Origin of the sequence: Microcoleus sp. PH2017_08_TRC_O_A, from assembly GCF_020738665.1 — a bacterium.
Taxonomy (GTDB): domain Bacteria; phylum Cyanobacteriota; class Cyanobacteriia; order Cyanobacteriales; family Microcoleaceae; genus Microcoleus.
Genome location: NZ_JAEQCE010000100.1, coordinates 17,662 through 36,289, shown reverse-complemented (window position 1 = coordinate 36,289; position 18,628 = coordinate 17,662). Strand labels below are relative to the sequence as shown.

The window sequence follows — 18,628 nt, the reverse complement described above, 5'->3', positions numbered from 1 at the left end:
CTCGTGGTGCTATGACGTGGGCATCTTTGCAGCCCGATGAAGGGTATCCAAAATTTCCTTCGCGGTACTGTCATCTATAGTTCCTACTACAGAAAGATTCCCACTACGGCGTTTTATTTTGGGGAAAATGTCCAACCCCAATTTCTTCAAATTAATCGAAGCGTTGATATCGCGATCGACCATTAAAGAATGTTGCTCGTCCCAATAGCTTCGCATACCGCAATCGGTGAAAACGATTTCATTCCGATAGCACAGAAGCATTGAGGTATAAGCAGGTTTTTGCGGAACGACGGCTGATCCAGCTTTTTCGGCTATGTATTCCAGCGTCTTGAAAAATTGACCAAACGCAGCATCCAGCCAAGACTTGTTTAGTCCTGATTTGGCTGATTGACCGTTTGGGAGGTAGTTACCCTCATCCAGAAAGCTTAACTTTATTCCGCTTCGTTAAGCCTTTTAAGTTCAAATCTTCGTGAAAAAAGAATTTAGCTCCAGACCTGACAAGTTTGTGAGCTGTTTTATAGTGGAAGTCTTGGCGAGAACGCGCTATTTTTTGGTGCTGTCTCGCTTCTTTTTTTGCTAATTTCCGTCGGGCGCTACAGCCACGCTTCCGCTTATTCCGCTTTTTTGAAATGCGGTCTAACTTAGCTTGGTTTTTGCGAAGCGGTTTCAATGAAGGCAACTTTTCGCCCGATGACGTTGCTAAATAGACATCTTCATGCAGCACCGCATCTAACCCAATTGAGTTATCCCAGTTTGGGGTAACTTTGTCAGAAATAAACTGGGGTACTGAAGCGTCTTCAAGCATTATCTGGGCGAACCAACCATCAGCCTTTCTAGTTACACTAATTTGCTTGACGGTAAATCCATCGGGGATTGGGCGGTGCCTCCGAACTTTTATCACGCCCAACTTCGGCAATCGGATATAAAACCAATTCTTGCGAACCAACTTAATCCAATCGCTGTTAGCCGTAGAAAAAGTCATCGTCCGGTAATCAGCTTCAGTCTTGAATCGGGGTTTACCCGATCGACCGCCTTTACTATCCCCTACTATAAACCGTTCAAAGGCTTTATCTACTCGTTTAGAAACATCTTGCAGGATAGTTGAATCTACCTGCTTGAAGTCCAATAGCTCACCACTGTGGAAGACTTTTACTAGGTCTTTTTTGAGGGCTGGCAATTGTTGCTTTTGAGAGTAGTAGTTGGGCTTTTCGCGAGGCGCAGAGATGCTAGCAACCAATGGACAAGCATTTATAGCAGTGCGGTTTCTTTCCCACCAATCAAATCGATCGCCTAGCTGTCTGTTGTACCAATAGCGACAAATTCTCAACCAATGGTTGAGGGTTAATTTTTGATTGGTGTCGGGATAGAACTGATACTGATACGTTACTTTCATTGCGCTACGACCTTTACGCATTTGCTGGTCATAAAAATACCAGAAAATACTAGATAAAGTCAAGTAGTAATTTAATAATTGTGTCGAGTAATGATGCTAGCAGATAAAGATTTGTTGATCTCGTCATCCACACCTTCATTGCTCGCCCGCTATGCTGACGAGGACATGAAGATGTGGAATCCTCGGTTCACGCGCCTTTCATCCCACACTAATCGAAGCGATATAGTGTGGGGATTCCCGTCTGACTAGCTAAAAAAACCGACTCGATCCGCCGACTCCCTATTTACTTTAAAAACGCTAGCATTTCGTGGCGCAAACCGAGTGTAGCATCGTTCACTTGCCCGATCGCCCCATTGATATCCCGGAGCGCCGACGCAGTTTGCGAAGAAGCCTCACTCAACTGCACCATCGCCTCGCTAATTTGCACAGCACCCTGAGACTGTGCATCCATCCCCTCATTCACCTCTTCAAAACGCGGAGTCAAAGCTTGCACCCGCTGGATAATCGATTCCAACTGCAAACTAATAGTTTGCACATCTTCCACCCCGCGGCGCACCTCATTAGTAAACTTATCCATTTCCATCACGCCAACACCCACCGCAGACTGCATTTCTTTAACCATATTTTCAATATCCAAAGTAGCCACCGCCGTTTGATCTGCCAGTCGGCGAATTTCCCTAGCCACCACCGCAAAACCCAACCCGTACTCTCCCGCTTTTTCCGCTTCAATAGCCGCGTTGAGCGAAAGCAAATTAGTTTGATCTGCCACCTTCGTAATCGTCGTGATAATACTGTTAATATTATTAGCTTTTTCGCTAATAACTCCCAATTTACCCGAGATCGCACTGGTAGAATCTGCTAATTTATTCATCGTGGATTCCATGCGACCAATTTCTTGTTTACCGCCGCCGGCAGATTGAGCAGCTTGGTGGGACATCTCCGAAACTTCATCCATTGTCCTCGCCAGTTGCATAGCAGTAGCAGCAATTTCTTTAGCCGTGGCTACTACTTCATTAGTCGAAGCCACTTGTTGATTCATCGTCGCTTCCAATTCCTTGCCGGAGGAGGCAATTTGGTTCGTAGATCCACTAATTCTGAGGCCCGACAGATCTATTTGATTTTCCAGAGTTTGGGATACCGCGCTCGTGAGAAACAGTCCAAACAGTCCAGCCGTTAGCGGCCCGAGAATCATGCCCAAAATTACCCAGAATGTGGTTTGACTAATATCGTTTTTAGACTGCTGTTTAGCTAGTTGTCCCGTTGTTTCATTGATTTTGAGGTCTTCCAATATTAAGTTAGTAGCTGATTCAAACGAGGGTCGATTCGCTTTGGCGCGATCGCTCAATTGATTGTAAAACGCCCCAGCCCTTCTAGCAGCCTCGATATCGGGCGACTTAGTATTCCCTTGGCCAATCAGTTCGATCTGCCTTTTAAATGGGTTGAGAATTCCTAAACTCTCAAATCTTTTATTTAAATCTAAAAAAGCTTCGTGATTTTTCTTCCAGATATCCCATTTAGCCTGCAATTCTTTGTATATCTTATCTTCCTCCGCAGTTCTGGATGTGGTTTCATACTCTTTGAAACCCTCATTAATCTGCTCCCAAGCTTTCTGAATTCTCGTCAACTCACTTCTCCTTTCCTCTGGGCTGAGTTCCAGATCCAGTAAAGCCCGTTCCGACGACTCAATTTGCGTTTGTCCTTCATTAACTTTCCACAATCCACTAACGCTCGGCAGGCTATTACTAGCTAGCGTATCAATATGTCCACCCAGCCGAGAAGTGCCGCTCCAACCAATACAAGCCACAGCTAAAACAATCACAGCTAGAAAAATAAATGCAGCATTCAGGCGCTTTTTAAAACTGATATTTTTAAACATTTTCTACATCCTTATTGCTTACTTTAAACCGATAAATTTCTTGACGCAAACCTTGAGATGCCTCATTTAATTGAGAGATAGCACCGTTAATTTCGCGCAATGCGCCCGCCGTTTGCGACGACGATTGACTCAGATACACCATCACCTCGCTAATTTGCTGAGCGCCTTCCGATTGAGCCTCCATACTCTGATTTACCACTGAAAAACGCGGAGTGATAGCCTGCACCTGCTCGATAATTTCAGTCAGTTGCCAGCTCACACTTTCCACATCCTCAACGCTATCATTTACTTCTTCAGTAAACTTGTTCATTTCCGTCACCCCAGTAGAAACTGCTGCCTGCATTTCTTTAACCATTTTTTCAATATCTAAAGTAGCAACAGCAGTTTGATCGGCTAAACGCCGAATTTCTCTAGCAACTACAGCAAAACCCATACCATATTTTCCTGCTTTTTCTGCTTCTATGGCAGCATTCAAAGAAAGTAAATTAGTTTGGTCAGCTACCTTGGTTATTGTAATAATAATTCGACTAATATTATTAGCTTTTTCGCTGATGTTGCTAAGTTGGCTAGAAATAGAAGTTGTGGCGGTTGATAATTCCCGCATGGTATTTTCCATGTGGCTTAAATTCCGCTGACCGCCCTCTGCTGCTATTGTGGTAGTTTGGAAGGTAGAAGTAATTCCCTGCATTGCTTGCTTCAGTTGTCGAGAAGTAGCAGCTATCTCTTTTGTAGTAGCTTCCACCTCTCTAATCGAAGCTGCTTGTTTGGCGATTACTTCCTCCAATTCCTTGCCTGAGGCAGCAATTTCATGAGAGGAAGCAGTTACTTGAAGACCAGAATTTTGTACTTGCCCGATCAAGGAACTTAGGCTTTGAGTCATGCTTTGGAATCCGGCGAGTAGTTTGCCAACTTCTCCCTGATAATTTGCTGAAATATTGGCAGTTAAATTGCCCGCCGATACCTCTTCTGCAACTTTTACTGCTATTCCCAAGGATTGCGCGATATTCCGGATAATTACCCAAGAAATTAACACCCCAACTCCGACAATAATCAAAGTGCTCGCCCCAGCAAAGTAAGTTGAAAAAATTTCAGCTTCCTGGGCGAATTTCTTTCTTTCATCCAAGAATCGATTTTCAGTTTCTTTGATTTCTGTGATTTTACCCCTCAACTTCGCCATAATTTCTAGTCCTGTTCCAGCACTTACTATTTTTTTTACCTCCTCTTCTCGACCAGATTTGCGGAGTTGAATAGTTTTTTCTAAATAATCGATTCTTTCTCTAATCAGGATTTGCAATTGACCGAGTTTTTCTTGTTGTGTCGGATTTTTCATCTTCTCTCTCAACTCTGCTAGTTGCACGTTAATGCTTGCATTTGCTTCATTGTATGGCTCTAAAAAATTCTCTTTTCCCGTGTACAGATAGCCGCGCTGACCAGTCTCAGCTTCCAGCAAAAGCATATCTAACTGTGCCAATTCTTGCAAAATTTTATGGCTCGAAGTAACGTTATCTAAAGACTTAACTAAAGTATTTTTAGTGTGTTGTGCTACAATATTTGCTATAAGTATTAACGTAAAGATTGTACCAAACCCCCTCCACAAAATTTGTTGAATAGTTGAATTTTTCTGCACTTAATTTACCTCTTTTTTGCCTGCTACAAATAATGAATAAAATTTGATATTTTAGAGTTTAGATACTGACGAATATTGGGTGTGAGTAACTATCAATTGACTTTGAATCGCGAAATTTCGTGGCGCATCCCGTGGGCTGCTTCGTTCAAAAGGCCGATCGCACTATTGATTTCCCGCAAAGCATCAGCCGTTTGCAGGGAAGTTTCGGCCAACTGCGCCATAGTTTCGCTAATTTGCTGAGCTCCTTCCGATTGAGCTTCCATGCCTCTATTTACCGAATCGAAGCGGGGAGTGAGAGATTGTACTTGCTGAATAATTTCGGCTAATTGCACGCCGATGTTACGAATATCTTCCATCCCTTTGCTGACTTCATGGGAGAATTTATCCATTTCCATCACCCCAGTAGAAACGGCTGACTGCATCTCTTTAACCATGTTTTCAATATCGAGTGTGGCAACGGCTGTTTGGTCGGCTAGGCGGCGAATTTCGCGGGCGACGACGGCAAAACCCATGCCGTATTCTCCGGCTTTTTCGGCTTCGATCGCTGCATTTAAGGAAAGTAAATTAGTTTGATCGGCTACTTTTGTAATCGTGGTAACAATGCTGTTGATATTGTTGGCTTTTTCGCTAATGATTCCGAGTTTGTTAGAGATAGAAATGGTAGCATTTCCCAAGACTTTCATGGTATTCTCCATGCGAACTAACTCTTTTTGACCTGTGCTAGCTTCGCGGGCAGTTGACTCTGCCATGTGGGAAACTTCATCCATCGTTTTTACGAGTTTACCACTGGTGGCTGCGATTTCTTTGGCAGTAGCTACAACTTCGTTGGTGGATGCTGCTTGTTCGTTGACTGTGGCTTCTAATTGTTTGCCAGAAGCGGCTATTTGGGTGGCTGATGAAGTGATTTGTATGCCCGATGTTTGCACTTGTTTGATTAATCCGGCCAAACCGCGATTCATGCTGCGGAAGGAGTTCTCCAATTTGCTAATTTCGTCTTTGGTGTCGCTGACATGAACTTCTCCTGTTAAATCGCCGATCGACATTTTCTCTGCTACATCCACCACTCCGGCAATTTTAGCCCCTAACGGTTTGGCGATCGTATTGCTAAAGTACAGTCCAAACAGTACGGCCGTTAAAGGGCCCAGCAGCGTGCCTAAAATCACCCAGAACCGAGTTTGACTGATATCTTCGGTGGCAGCTTTGCCTGAGTCTGCTGCTAATTGGCGATCGTAGTTCAGGAGTTCCAGCATTCCCTCTGTCGCAGCTTGAAATGTAATTACTTTCTCGTTCAAAGCTTTGTCGTTCATTCTGTTAAGCACCTCAACTGCTGATGCAGCAGTTGCTAGTTCAGGTGATTTAGTTTTACCCTGTTTGAGCAAATCAATTTGGATTTGCCGGGGATTGACAATGCCTATTCTTTCATATTCTTTATTGAGTTCTTGGAATTCTTTGTGAGCCTCAGTCCACTTTTGCCACAGCGGTTTAAATTTTTGATAAAGTTTGTCTTCTTCCTCGTTGCGCCCAAGTTTATCGTACTCTTGAAAACCTTGATTTATCTGATTCCAAGCATTATTTATTCTCGCGATTTCTCGGCGTCTTTGGTCAGCATTGATTGCTTCGTTGAGCAGCATCCGATCGGAAGACTGCACCTGTGTTTGTCCTTCGTTGATTTTCCACAAAGCGACGGTGCTGGGATAAGCATCGTTGGCGATCGATTTCAGGTGCCCGGATAGCCGAAAATTTCCGCTGGCGCCGACTAAAGCTACAACAAGCACGATCGCCCCCATGAACACAAACGCAGCGATCATGCGTCTTTGCAAAGTCATATGCTTAAAAATATTGTCCATGCTTCGATTCTCAGTTATTACCAGAAAGAATTGGTTGAAAGCCTCTCCCTTTGAGGGAGAAATTAAACTCAGACTATTAATTACTCCAATCCTCTTCCTTGTAGGTAGAGGTCGCCCTCAACTGTCAACTGTCAACTATCAACTGTCAACTGTCAACTGAATTCTTAGGCTATTTTTCCATTCGCTGAATGCGCCGGCGGACGATCGCAGCACCGGCAATATCTCCTCGCTCTTCTTTGAGCAAAGCTAGGTGAATTAGTCCTTCATAGTGATCCGGCTTGAGGTAAGTTGCTTTTTGGAAAGATTGCTCAGCTTGTTGGCGATCGCCCCTTGCTTGGTAAACTTGGCCCAATAAGACGTAAGCGTCAGCATTCGTGGGATTTTGACTGAGGTAAGTTTCGCACAGTTTGGCCGCTTCCTGCAATTGTCCGCGATCGGCCAAACGTCGCGCTGCGTCTAAATCCGCACTCGCAGACTTAGCAGGATCTGGTGGTGGGGCGATCGCCCGAATTGGCAAAATCCCCGAATTCTCATTCTCTCTCGGATATTTTTGATGGGAAGTAGAGGATTTACTGTTAATACTTGGCAACTGATCGTTGCGAAGATTTTCCCTATTTCCCGCGTGTTTAAACTCTCGAACAATCCGCGAATAACTGATATTAGTCGGCTCTTTTTTGACCTGAACTTGCGGGCTGTATGGAATATCTGTTTTGCGGTAAGCAAATGCTAGGGAATGACGCACCGAGACAAATTGAGGAGGCAGTTTCTGCCCGCTTTCTGAGTGACCCAAAAATAATATTCCTGTTTTGTTTAACAATCGATTTAACAGTTGAATGGTCTGATTTCTGCCTGTTTGATCGAAATAAATTAACACATTGCGACAAAAAATTGCATCGTAAGGAAGTTGGTTAGATAAAAAATAGCTATCTAGAATATTACCCTGAATAAAATTAACTTTCCTTCTCACCAAGTCGTTCAACTGATAAAGATCTCCCGGCACCGGAGTAAAATAGCGATCGCGAAAATCCAAGTTTTTGTCGCGGAAAGAGTTTCTGCCGTAAACTGCGCGCTGGGCTTTTTTGAGAGCAACTTTGCTGATGTCTGCCGCATCGATGCTGAAGTTGATCGGATTTAAACCAGCGTCTAGTAGGGCGATCGCGATCGAGTAAGGTTCCTCTCCCGTCGAACAAGGAAGGCTCAACACGCGCAGGGTTTTGCCGGGATTTTGTGGAAACCATTCCGAAAGCGCGTAGCGGCTCAAAAAAACAAAAGGTTCGCGATCGCGAAAAAACCAAGTTTCCGGTATCACGACAGCTTCGATTAATTCTTCCAATTCTGGAGCGGATGTTTGCAATTTTGTCAAGTAAATACTGATATCCGTTAAACTGCAATCTTCCATCCGACGGTTAACGGCTCTAGTAATTGTATTAGACCCAATAGTCAGGGCATCTAAACCAATTTTTTGTCTGAGTAGAGCTTCAATTGCCAGTTGACAGTTGACAGTTGACAGTTGACAGTTGACAGTTGACAGTTGACAGTTGACAGTTGACAGTTGACAGTTGACAGTTGACAGTTGACAGTTGACCAATTACCAATTACCAATTACCAATTACCAATTACCAATTACCAATTACCAATTACCAATTACCAATTACCAATTACCCATTGCCAATGACTAATGACCAATTACCCATTGCCAATGACTAATGACTAATGACCAATTACCCATTGCCAATGACCAATAACCAATAACCAATAACCAATAACCAATAACCAATAACCAATGACCAATGACTAAATCTCAGTCTTCCTGCTGGGGAAGCAGATAAGTTTTTTGGGATTCAGGCAGCAGATGTTCTACCCTGACAAATTGAATCATACCGCGATCGTCTGCAATCATTTCTCCCAAATAAGGAGTGCTGTCAATCTTAATGCCGGGACTAACAAATTCGGTTTCTGGTTTGTCGAGAGTTTCTGTCACCCGTTCCGCCATCAGCCCTAAAATTAGGGGGCCGTGCAAACTGTGGTTGTTCCCCTCAGAAGTATTGGGAAACTGGCAATTGACTAAGACAATGCGCGTGCTCAAGTAAGCGCGGGCGGCCGTCCCCTGTATCATTTGGCACAAATCAATGACCGGGACGAGATGTCCTCGGTAGTTAAACAAGCCGGGAATGTATTCCGGCGCGTTGTGGAGTTTTTTCAAGGTGACAGTGGGAACTACTTCGACTACGCGCCTGCTATCGAGGGCATAGCGATCGTCCCCGACATAAAAAAGTAACATCAACATAGGGATACCATTGGAGATTTTAGATTCTGAAAGTCGGTCGAAAAAGCATTTTCAGAAATTTCGCTTAGTTTTGCAACAATTACGATTCTTTTGGAATTCTAGAGCTATCTTGGAAAAAGTGTATTTTCTGGAGACTCAACTTCTATGGGTTGGTTTAAAAGACTGTTTGGAATGGAAAAGCCTGAAGAGCAGGCTCAACCGATGGCAGAAGTAGTACAGCAAGCTGCCGAAGCACAATCGATTGCTCCTGCTAAAGTCGGCCCAGACGGAAATTTTGACGAAAGCGGCCTGGCGAAGCGGGTGGCCTTGGCTTTTGACGGCGATTCAGAAGTTGCTGATATCGAGACTGTTTGGGTTGCTCAGCTCAGCGGCACGGTTGTTCTCAAGGGTCAAGTTCCCAGTCAGGAAGTTCTTGACAAGTTGGTGGCCATTGCCTCTGCTGAAGAGGGTGCGACGGGCGTGCAAACCGATCAAGTGACAGTCGGGTAGTTCTTCGGATCTCGATCCGTTTCGTTCTGAGTACGATCGAATTAGTCAAAGCTCGATTAAACCCGCTATGGCGGGTTTTTTCCTGCCTTCTCACCCTCAAAATATTAATTTTTGTAAGTAAGCGCGCTTTAGTTAAAAAACAGTATAATTGAATACAGAAACTAAATAAGTTTTAGGTAACAAAAAGCAAACCTGACCTGACCCCGCCCAAAAACGGGTACAAGCCGGGACACTCATGAGGGTCGATCGCAAAATTTTAGACGAAAGTCCCAGCTACCAGATTCATCTGTGAAGTAAATCTAAAATCGACTGACGATCGTTTTTATCTCAATATAAGGATCGAAAAATATGAAACTCACTTATCGCGGTGCCAACTACGAGTACGACATTCCGACAGTGGATATGATCGAAGGGGAAGTCGCGGGCAAATATCGGGGTCAAGACTGGAACTATCGGTATCCGAGACACCTGGCTGTCCCCAAAAAATACGGCGGTATCAACTCTACCACAAAGCGAGATTTTCAAGCCCAGCAGCAGGTCACAACACCTTGCGCGGCGGTTGAATCTGCACCAACTGCTGCGGATTTGGCGCAAGTTCACCGATCGCATATTTGCAGTATTCTCGATCGGCGGAAACAAGTAGCCACAGCCAAAGGTGATGAAAGATTACTGCGCTTGCTAGAAAGAGAGTGGCAGCAAATGGCCTGTTAGGAAATAGCTTGGGAAAATTACAATCCCCGGTTCAATAACCAAAAAATAGGTTTGTAGTGAGGACTTCAGTCCGCATAAATCCAAAAACTCGCATTCCTCACTACCAAAACCTCGATCGCGCTTAACTAACCGAAGATAATATAAACTACGATCTTAAATTCAGCATCAAAAGCAAGTCAAGAAAGTGACAAAAATCCAACTTGCCTATCCCAAAATTCCCGACAGCAAAAACGCTCCATTAGATAAGTGCACAGCCTTTGAAAAGTACGATGGCACTAATCTGCATTGGGTTTGGGAACAGCAACTGGGCTGGTATGCGTTTGGAACACGTCGCGACAGATTTGATTTAGACGATCGCGGAATTGCAGAATTTAACGCTGCACATCCGGGTTTGGAGGAAGCGCCGCAGATTTTCGTCAGAGACTTCGCGAAATCTCTGGAAGTTGTATTTCAGGCGAACCCAGAATATCACAGCCCAGAAATCACGGTATTTACAGAGTTTTTTGGTGCTAGCTCATTTGCAGGAATGCACAAACAGGAGGAACCCAAAAATTTGGTGCTGTTAGACGTGCAGGGCGATCGAGGTATTGTCGATCCAGAGCAATTCCTTCGAGATTTCAGTTTAGTAAACATTGCCAGAGTTGTGTATCGCGGAAAGTTGACAGGCAAATTTATCGATGAAGTCCGTCAAGGAAAATACGGTGTAGCCGAAGGAGTTGTTTGTAAAGGAAAGGATAAGGCTAACAGTATCTGGATGGTCAAGATTAAAACTATGGCTTACATGAAAAAACTGCAACAAGCGTTTAAAAATGATTGGGAGACATATTGGGAATAAAATAGCGTTCGATCGATACCACGATTTTGTAGGGCGGGTTCGCCAAGATATCCAGCACAAATCCGAAATCTTGTCAACCCGCCCCGCCTCGATCGAGATCTGACGATCGCTAAATCGAACACGATCTCAAGGGCGAAACCGATTTAAACAATTGAAACTGGTTCCAGCACTTTTTGCTGTTTTGGGCGATCGATGGTTTCTAGCTGTTGCAGCAGTTGCGCTTTCACTTCATGACGGTAATTAAAGAAATGTTCGCCTAGGCCTAAAACAGTCATGTAATCGTAGAATAGACGAGGTTTAATCAGAGCGATCGCCATCATTTGCCACCAGAAACGAAACCGCGTCGAACGCATGACACCCTGACGCCAACAAACAGCCAAAAAATAGAACTTAATTGGGGCAATACTTAAGTGGATAAAAGCCCACTATAATAATTAAATACTCACATCGAAACGGCTAAAATATAAAGAGATAATGTATTATTTATTTAATTGCCCCTTGATTTTTAAACAAAAACTTATAAAATCTTGAAAATTCAGTAAATGATCTGAATTTGCCTCAACTCTTGCCATCAGTTGTTTAAGATAATATTCTTCTTGCACTTCTCTCGGTCTAGGTTTACTATAAGATAAATGCGTTTTTGAAGCCAAACTACGTTCTTTAAAAATTTCTCTAAGATAACCTTCATGAAACAGAGCTTTTGTTTTATATCCAAAAATATCCTTTGTATTTTCCCCATCTTGAACAAATTCACTCGCTAAATCTTCAGGATTATCTTGACTGACATCAAAATATTTAATATATTGCTTCAAAATTTCATTATGTTGTGGATTTCTCACAAAAAATTTTCGATTTCCTAAAAACCAAGTTTCCAGACAAACTTTCTGCACAATAACTTCAAGTTGACAATTTACCGGTAGAGATTGAAAAGGTTTATCTTTTAATTCCGACTTAATTTGCTCATCAGCTTCCGCTTGTTTCTCCGAAACTGTAAAACGATCTGCGTCTGTGAATACAACCAAGTAATTATATTGAGGAAATAGGTTTATTTCTTGGATAGCATTAGCAGTAACTCTATAGCAACTGGGAACGCCCATATCACTTTCGTAATAATAATTATTCTGAATTACCGCATCAAAACTATCCACTTCCGTCAATTCTGGAAGCAGCACAGATAACCACTTTTTATAAACAATCGGTTCTGTCTTTCCTTCAAATACAAAATACAAATTCATACTACGATTGTTTTTCGAGAATTTTATTTAACTGAATAAATGCGTCTTGTTTAGATTTACCTAGATGATAATCCGAGGCATTACAGGTTCTAATGTGTCCGCCTTGTCGAGTAACAATTTTCCAATATTCATAGGGAATATTATTTATAATATAAGGGTGATGACTGGTGGCAATAAATTGCAAGGTTTTATTTTCGTGAATCAGGTCATCAGTTAAGATATCAATACAATTAATTCCCAAACTATTCTCAAATTCATCAATCAATATTACCGAACCTTCATTTGACAGAAAAATTTCGCCAAGATGAATAATTGTACGTAACATACCCGAAGACATCCTATCTTCCCTAATCCATTTAGGCACAGATTTCTCTTTGATAGAAATAACAGGGACAAATATATCAGCAAATCCTTTGAACAAGTCGTCTGTTTTAAAAGGCTCAACTCTGACATCTTCGATTTGTTGAAAAACATCAATGAATCTTGACTTAATTGCTTCAAAAATATCTAACTTATTTTCATAAATCAGATATAGCTTAGTTCTAATATCCTCATCGCTATTTACTATGCTCTCTAAGGTTTGATATTTGTTTTTAATCGAGTGCAAAGATTGCTTTGAGCTTCTAAGACGCATACCGTTGATTGTATGGTCGCGATATTCTATTTTATTTACAGCATCAAAGGCTTCTTTTATAACAGTTTCTTCTTTTAATAAATACATCATTGATTGATGTGAAGAAAGCTTTGGTATTTGGCTATTTTTGAATTTTATCTCCTCTTTATTCCGCTCAACTAATACCTCATTTTTTGAAATTAATTTTTCATAAATAAATGATGATTTTTCATTTTCATCTGGGTTTTCTTTTTCAGGATCGTCAAAATTTAGTTCATTTGTTTCAACAGTATCAAAACCACCTTCCCAAAGAAATTCAGTGCCGCTTACAGTAGAAAATATGATTTTCCATTCCAATCCATTGATAGCTTTTCCATTAGCTATACGTTTTAAATCGATAATTCCACGCAGGATTTGGGTCTTACCTGCACCTGAGATGCCAACTAAAAGAGTTAAATTTGATGAAAATTTGATTTCATCAAAATCCCAACCCAAAAAATGATTTTTTAATTGGAGTGAAATAATTTTCATAAGTTAATTCTTTTTGTTCAAATTGCTAAAAATATTTAAATTGTTGCAGTTGAGCAATATTGTAGCATGGAAGAAAGAGGAGACGATCGCAAAACTTCAACCCTAAAATAGGCTGAAAATCTCTCCCCACTTCCCCCATCAACCCTTGACGCAAACCACCTGCTTCAGAGTCGCCACAACTTCCACCAAATCCGACTGCTGACTCATCACCTCCTCAATCGGCTTATAAGCCCCCGGAATTTCATCTAAAAATTCCTCATTTTTTCGACACTCAACCCCATCAGTTTGCCGCACAAAATCATCGAGAGTGAATACATTCTTCGCCTTACTGCGAGACATCAATCGCCCCGCACCGTGACTGCAACTACAGTAACTTTCAACATTTCCCTTACCTTTAACAATAAAAGATTTCGCCCCCATCGAACCAGGAATAATCCCCAAATCGTCAACTTGCGCGCGCACAGCACCCTTGCGAGTCACATACACATCTTCACCAAAATGCACCTCTTTTTCCGCATAATTGTGGTGGCAATTCACCTGCAACAGCGGCTTCGTAACTTTGCCACCCGCGAGATGCTTTTCCACAATTTTCTTAAACCGATTCATCATGATATCGCGATTAAAACTCGCATAATCCTGCGCCCACTGCAAATCGTGCCAATAAGCAGCAAACTCCGGCGTACCCGCTACAAAATAAGCTAAATCTTTGTCAGCCAAACTAATTTCTGCGAGTTTAGCTAAGTCTTTGGCAGTGTCGATGTGGTGTTGGGCTAGCAGATTGCCGATACCGCGCGAACCAGAGTGCAGCATCAGCCAAACCGAGTTTTCGGTGTCAACGCAAACCTCAATAAAATGATTGCCGCCGCCGAGGGAACCTAACTGTTTTAAAGCTTTATTATCTTGGTGCTGGACTCCTTGATGCAGTTCCTTGAAATCGCCCCATCTTTGCCAGTTGGTGACAGATTTTTCGACTTCTTTGTTTTCTGCAAATCCGACGGGAATTGCTGCTTCGATATCGAGGCGAATTTGTTTGAGTTTGCCTTCTAATTTGTTGGCGCTGAATGGCATTTTTACGGCCATCATCCCGCAACCAATATCCACGCCCACAGCAGCCGGAATAATTGCTTCTTTTGTGGCAATTACTGAACCGACTAAAGCTCCTTTTCCTAAATGTACGTCGGGCATTAATGCGACGTGTTTGAATACAAAGGGCAAAGATGCTACATTGGTTGCCATCTTGGTCTCTTTGTCGCCCAGGGCGTGATTTGCCCAGGATAATACTGGTTTTGGGGTGGATATTTCTAATTTTTCGTAGGGCATTTTTGTTTAAATATATTTAACTCGATCTACTGTGTAGTATATTTGTAGCACAAATATCGGCTAAGGTCAATAGCCCGATCGCCCAAAACGCGGTTTTCAACCAAAAAACTTACTTCAAACCTCGAATATCCGTTAAAAACCCCGATCGCAGGCAGAAAGTTTGTAGTGAGGACTTCAGTCCTCCAAAAGAGCGCCCTACAAGCTCAACCCGCTCGCAGTGCACACCCTACAGGCTACTTACAGGCGGTTATTTGTCGATCGCAAATACCAGTTGTTTCAGCACATCCAACCGCGAACAGTTCCAGTAATCGATGTGGGAAACGATTAAACCGTCGCCGTTAACCTTCAGTTCGCTTCTACCCGCGATCGCCATTTTCGGTTTCCAAGGTAGCGGCGCGATCCAACTCAGAGTCCAGCGAGTTTGTACAGTATCTCCAGACTGAGAAATATCGTGCAAGTCGAGTTTAATCTGTTGAAAAAAAGTTCCCATAAACCCGATCATTTTTCGGTAGCGATCGACTCCAGTAAATCGATTTACTGGGTCTTCAAAATAAACATCTTTTGCATAAATGCTGTAAGTCTGATTTTCAGGAAATCTGCGGTAGTCATCTTTAAGAATTTCCAGAATATTCATTATTATTAATCATACGCCTTAAATCACTATAATATAATCATACCAAAAAATAGGGTTTCCCATCCGGGTTCCCAGGATTCCCCAAGTTTTTAGAACAGGGTATAAATTCCAGTCTTAAAAACCTTGTCCTCAACTGTCAACTGTCAACTATCAACTGTCAATTATGATCGACCTCTACACTTTTACCACACCGAACGGCCGCAAAGTCTCGATCATGCTCGAAGAAATAGGTTTACCCTACAACGTGCACGTCATAGACATCAGCAAAAACGACCAATTTAGCCCGGAATTCATCGCCATCAACCCCAACAGCAAAATACCCGCTATAGTCGATCGCGATAACAGCATTACAGTCTTCGAGTCAGGCGCCATCCTGATCTATCTAGCCGAAAAAGCAGGCCAATTTCTGCCCACAGACAAACACAAATACTTTCAAGTCATGGAGTGGCTGATGTTTCAAATGGCCAGCGTCGGGCCAATGTTCGGACAACTAAACCACTTCAGACGTTTTGCACCCGAACAAATTCCCTATGCAATTCAACGCTACGAAAAAGAAACCTTGCGCCTCTACGGAGTATTAGATTCTCAACTAGCAAAATACGAATACATTTGCGGCCACTATTCGATCGCGGATATCGCGACTTATCCGTGGGTGGCTATTTACGAATTTCAAGGATTAACCCTCGACAACCATCCCCACCTCAAACGTTGGGTAGAAAACTTGCAGAAGCGTCCCGCCGTTGAGCGCGGTATGGCTGTTCCAGCTATACAAAAATAGCACTTTTTGTAGCGGGCTAGGAGCAACGCCCCACAATCAAATATTCTGGTTTTGGGCGGGCTAGAAGCCCACCCCACAATCAAATATTCTGGTTTTGGGCGGGCTAGAAGCCCACCCCACAATCAAATATTCTGGTTTTGGGCGGGCTAGAAGCCCACCCCACAATCAACTTCACTCTTTCTTTGTGGAACGGGCTTCTAGCCCGTTCAAAAAAATCCCTCAAACCTAATCAGCAAAGTGCTTAATAATCGCTTCAGCAAACTCCGAACACTTTAACTCAGGTACAGGCGGCTCCATCAACCTTGCCAAATCGTAGGTAACTTCACCGTTAGAAATTGCCGCGCCCAAACCCTTCTTAATCAAATCTGCCGCTTCCTGCCATCCCATATATTCTAACATCATCACTCCCGACAAAATCAGGGAACCGGGATTAACTCGATCGAGACCGGCGTGTTTAGGTGCAGTGCCGTGAGTCGCCTCAAAAACAGCACATTCATCACCAATATTCGCACCGGGGCCCATGCCCAATCCGCCGACAATTGCTGCGGCAGCATCTGACAAATAATCGCCGTTTAAATTCATCGTTGCCAAAATCGAATATTCGGCTGGTCGAGTTTGAATTTGTTGGAAAATACTGTCAGCAATTCGGTCATTGACCATAATTTTTTCCTTCCACTGCCCGCTACCGTGACTTTCCCAAATTGCGGACAGAACATCGGCAACTTCTTTACAAATTACTGCTTGTTTTTCCGGAGTCAAAGCATCGTAGCCCGGATCTATTTGGCGGGCATTTTCTTCTAAGCTAATCTCGGAATTGTGCTCTTTGTTGCCGAGAATCCAGGACTCTCTTTCTGTTACGCAATCAGCACGAAATTCGGTGGTTGCCAACTCGTAACCCCAATCTCGGAAACCTCCTTCGGTGTATTTCATGATGTTGCCTTTGTGCACCAAGGTTACTTGCTGCTTATCTTTTGGCAACCGCAAAGCGTGGGTAATTGCCCGCCGCACTAAACGCTGAGAACCACTTTTGCTAATTGGTTTAATGCCGATCGCAGAATCGAGGCGTATTTGTTTTTTGCCGTGTTCTGGCGTTGCAGGAATTAACTCATTGTTGAGGTATTCAATTAGTTTGTTACCGATTTCGCTGCCTTGTTTCCATTCAATTCCCAGGTATATATCTTCTGTATTTTCCCGGTAAATAATTACATCTAGCAGTTCGGGAGTTTTGTGCAGCGATGGGGTGCCATCGTAATATTTGCAGGGCCGCACGCAGGCGTAGAGGTCAAATATTTGGCGCAATGCTACGTTGAGCGATCGAATTCCGCCACCTACTGGGGTTGTCAGCGGGCCTTTGATGGCGACGCCGTACTCTTTGATGGCATCTAGGGAATCTTGGGGTAAATACTGGTAAGTACCGTAGACATCGCAGGCTTCGTCGCCTACGTAAATCTTGAACCAGTTGATTTTCCGCTGGCCTCCGTAAGCCTTTTCTACGGCAGTATCCATGACTTTCTGGGATGCTGGCCAGAGGTCTACGCCCGTACCGTCACCGCGTATGAAGGGGATAATTGGGTCGTTGGGGACGATCGGCGAACCGTCTTTGAATGTAATTTTAGAACCAGTTGTGGGGGCTACAATCTTTTCGTACATATCTTAACAGTGCGGATAGCAATTCTCCTTATTTTGCCACGATTATCTGTCTAAACCTCAAATTTTTCTAAATAATTGCCAAAAATTTGGATGACTTTATTTTTTACCGCACAGCAAAGCAGATGAACGCAGATAAACGCAGATTCTTTTGATGATGTCTTTATTTGCGATATTTTTCCTTCTGCATATTCTTTTTCACAACCCACAAAATAAAGCCGATGACAATAGTCACGGCAACTATTTTGGAAACGGGAGCGAGGTAATCATCTACAAGTGCATAATTTTCACCTAATTTATATCCGGCAAAAGTGAGGAAACTCACCCACAAAATTGTGCCGATTGTTGAGTAGACTAAAAACGGGATTAAAGCCATATTGTTGATGCCGGCGGGCAGGGAAATCAGAGTGCGAACTCCCGGTACGAGGCGACACAAAAATACGGCTTTGTTGCCGTGTCTGTTAAACCATCTATTTGATTTGTCAATATCTGCACCGGATACTGTAATCCATTTGCCATATTTGTCTGCTAAATTTCTCAAGCGTTCTTCGCTCAATAATTTGCCGGCATAGTACCAGGGAAGTGCTCCGAGAATGGTGCCGATTGTCCCTGCTGCGATCGCCAGGGTTAAGTCCATATCGCCCTTCGATGCGGTGAATCCTGCCAGCGGCATGATCAATTCTGAGGGGATCGGCGGGAACAAATTTTCTAAGAACATCAACAGTGCAATGCCGAGATAGCCCATCGACTGCATTGTGTTAGTTATCCATTCAACCATTTTGATTTAATAATTGGTAATAGGTAG

The 18,628-nt window shown here is 43.1% G+C and carries 18 protein-coding genes; 4 read left to right on the top strand and 14 right to left on the bottom strand.

Annotated elements, in window-relative coordinates; translation table 11 throughout:
- Window positions 1-9: 9 nt before the first annotated feature.
- The 7 genes from JGK22_RS27575 to JGK22_RS27545 form a co-directional block, all read right to left on the bottom strand.
- Complete coding sequence (locus JGK22_RS27575) at window positions 10-216, bottom strand: hypothetical protein (protein WP_293206718.1); 207 nt, start codon at window positions 214-216, stop codon at window positions 10-12.
- A gap of 196 nt (window positions 217-412) precedes the next feature.
- Window positions 413-1,393 carry a transposase gene (locus tag JGK22_RS27570; protein WP_293217136.1) on the bottom strand — a complete coding sequence of 327 codons (981 nt, stop codon included), beginning with the start codon at window positions 1,391-1,393 and terminating at the stop codon, window positions 413-415.
- 283 nt (window positions 1,394-1,676) lie between these two features.
- Window positions 1,677-3,269, bottom strand: a complete 1,593-nt coding sequence (locus JGK22_RS27565; RefSeq protein WP_293190600.1) for a methyl-accepting chemotaxis protein — start codon at window positions 3,267-3,269, stop codon at window positions 1,677-1,679.
- Entirely contained in the window at window positions 3,262-4,896 is a 1,635-nt protein-coding gene (locus JGK22_RS27560; protein WP_293230422.1) for a CHASE3 domain-containing protein, read from the bottom strand. Before JGK22_RS27560 ends, JGK22_RS27565 begins: the two co-directional genes overlap by 8 nt.
- Window positions 4,897-4,988: 92 nt before the next feature.
- On the bottom strand, window positions 4,989-6,743 hold the full coding sequence (locus tag JGK22_RS27555) for a methyl-accepting chemotaxis protein (RefSeq protein ID WP_293206711.1): 1,755 nt from the start codon (window positions 6,741-6,743) through the stop codon (window positions 4,989-4,991).
- A gap of 169 nt (window positions 6,744-6,912) precedes the next feature.
- On the bottom strand, window positions 6,913-8,331 hold the full coding sequence (locus tag JGK22_RS27550) for a CheR family methyltransferase (protein WP_293314203.1): 1,419 nt from the start codon (window positions 8,329-8,331) through the stop codon (window positions 6,913-6,915).
- Window positions 8,332-8,544: 213 nt separating this feature from the next.
- Window positions 8,545-9,030, bottom strand: a complete 486-nt coding sequence (locus JGK22_RS27545; RefSeq protein ID WP_325315537.1) for a chemotaxis protein CheW — start codon at window positions 9,028-9,030, stop codon at window positions 8,545-8,547.
- Window positions 9,031-9,174: 144 nt separating this feature from the next.
- On the opposite strand from JGK22_RS27545, the gene JGK22_RS27540 reads away from it, so the two are divergent.
- The 3 genes from JGK22_RS27540 (at window position 9,175) to JGK22_RS27530 (ending at window position 11,065) form a co-directional block, all read left to right on the top strand.
- Window positions 9,175-9,519: a BON domain-containing protein gene (locus JGK22_RS27540; RefSeq protein ID WP_293126189.1), complete on the top strand. Its 345-nt coding sequence runs from the start codon at window positions 9,175-9,177 to the stop codon at window positions 9,517-9,519.
- Between the two features lie 348 nt (window positions 9,520-9,867).
- Window positions 9,868-10,230: a DUF4278 domain-containing protein gene (locus JGK22_RS27535; protein ID WP_293206709.1), complete on the top strand. Its 363-nt coding sequence runs from the start codon at window positions 9,868-9,870 to the stop codon at window positions 10,228-10,230.
- A gap of 184 nt (window positions 10,231-10,414) precedes the next feature.
- Window positions 10,415-11,065 (top strand): RNA ligase family protein, encoded by a 651-nt coding sequence (locus tag JGK22_RS27530; protein ID WP_293183938.1) that lies wholly within the window; start codon window positions 10,415-10,417, stop codon window positions 11,063-11,065.
- Window positions 11,066-11,208: 143 nt separating this feature from the next.
- On the opposite strand, the gene JGK22_RS27525 is transcribed toward JGK22_RS27530, so the two are convergent.
- The 5 genes from JGK22_RS27525 to JGK22_RS27505 form a co-directional block, all read right to left on the bottom strand.
- A complete protein-coding gene (locus JGK22_RS27525) occupies window positions 11,209-11,445 on the bottom strand; it encodes a DUF4070 domain-containing protein (RefSeq protein WP_293183936.1) in 237 nt (78 codons plus the stop codon).
- 99 nt (window positions 11,446-11,544) lie between these two features.
- On the bottom strand, window positions 11,545-12,300 hold the full coding sequence (locus tag JGK22_RS27520; protein WP_293314201.1) for a hypothetical protein: 756 nt from the start codon (window positions 12,298-12,300) through the stop codon (window positions 11,545-11,547).
- Window position 12,301: 1 nt separating this feature from the next.
- Window positions 12,302-13,444 (bottom strand): AAA family ATPase, encoded by a 1,143-nt coding sequence (locus JGK22_RS27515; RefSeq protein ID WP_293314199.1) that lies wholly within the window; start codon window positions 13,442-13,444, stop codon window positions 12,302-12,304.
- A 138-nt stretch (window positions 13,445-13,582) separates the two neighbouring features.
- The gene (locus tag JGK22_RS27510) at window positions 13,583-14,764 is read right to left on the bottom strand and encodes an RtcB family protein (protein ID WP_293183930.1); all 1,182 of its coding nucleotides are present in this window, start codon (window positions 14,762-14,764) and stop codon (window positions 13,583-13,585) included.
- Between the two features lie 247 nt (window positions 14,765-15,011).
- Complete coding sequence (locus JGK22_RS27505; protein ID WP_293314197.1) at window positions 15,012-15,398, bottom strand: DUF2358 domain-containing protein; 387 nt, start codon at window positions 15,396-15,398, stop codon at window positions 15,012-15,014.
- 163 nt (window positions 15,399-15,561) lie between these two features.
- On the opposite strand from JGK22_RS27505, the gene JGK22_RS27500 reads away from it, so the two are divergent.
- Window positions 15,562-16,176, top strand: coding sequence for a glutathione S-transferase N-terminal domain-containing protein (locus JGK22_RS27500; protein WP_293242755.1), 615 nt, complete (start codon window positions 15,562-15,564; stop codon window positions 16,174-16,176).
- Between the two features lie 225 nt (window positions 16,177-16,401).
- On the opposite strand, the gene JGK22_RS27495 is transcribed toward JGK22_RS27500, so the two are convergent.
- Complete coding sequence (locus JGK22_RS27495) at window positions 16,402-17,826, bottom strand: NADP-dependent isocitrate dehydrogenase (RefSeq protein ID WP_293242752.1); 1,425 nt, start codon at window positions 17,824-17,826, stop codon at window positions 16,402-16,404.
- A gap of 160 nt (window positions 17,827-17,986) precedes the next feature.
- Window positions 17,987-18,601, bottom strand: coding sequence for a DedA family protein (locus tag JGK22_RS27490; RefSeq protein WP_293183920.1), 615 nt, complete (start codon window positions 18,599-18,601; stop codon window positions 17,987-17,989).
- Between the last annotated feature and the right edge of the window lie 27 nt (window positions 18,602-18,628).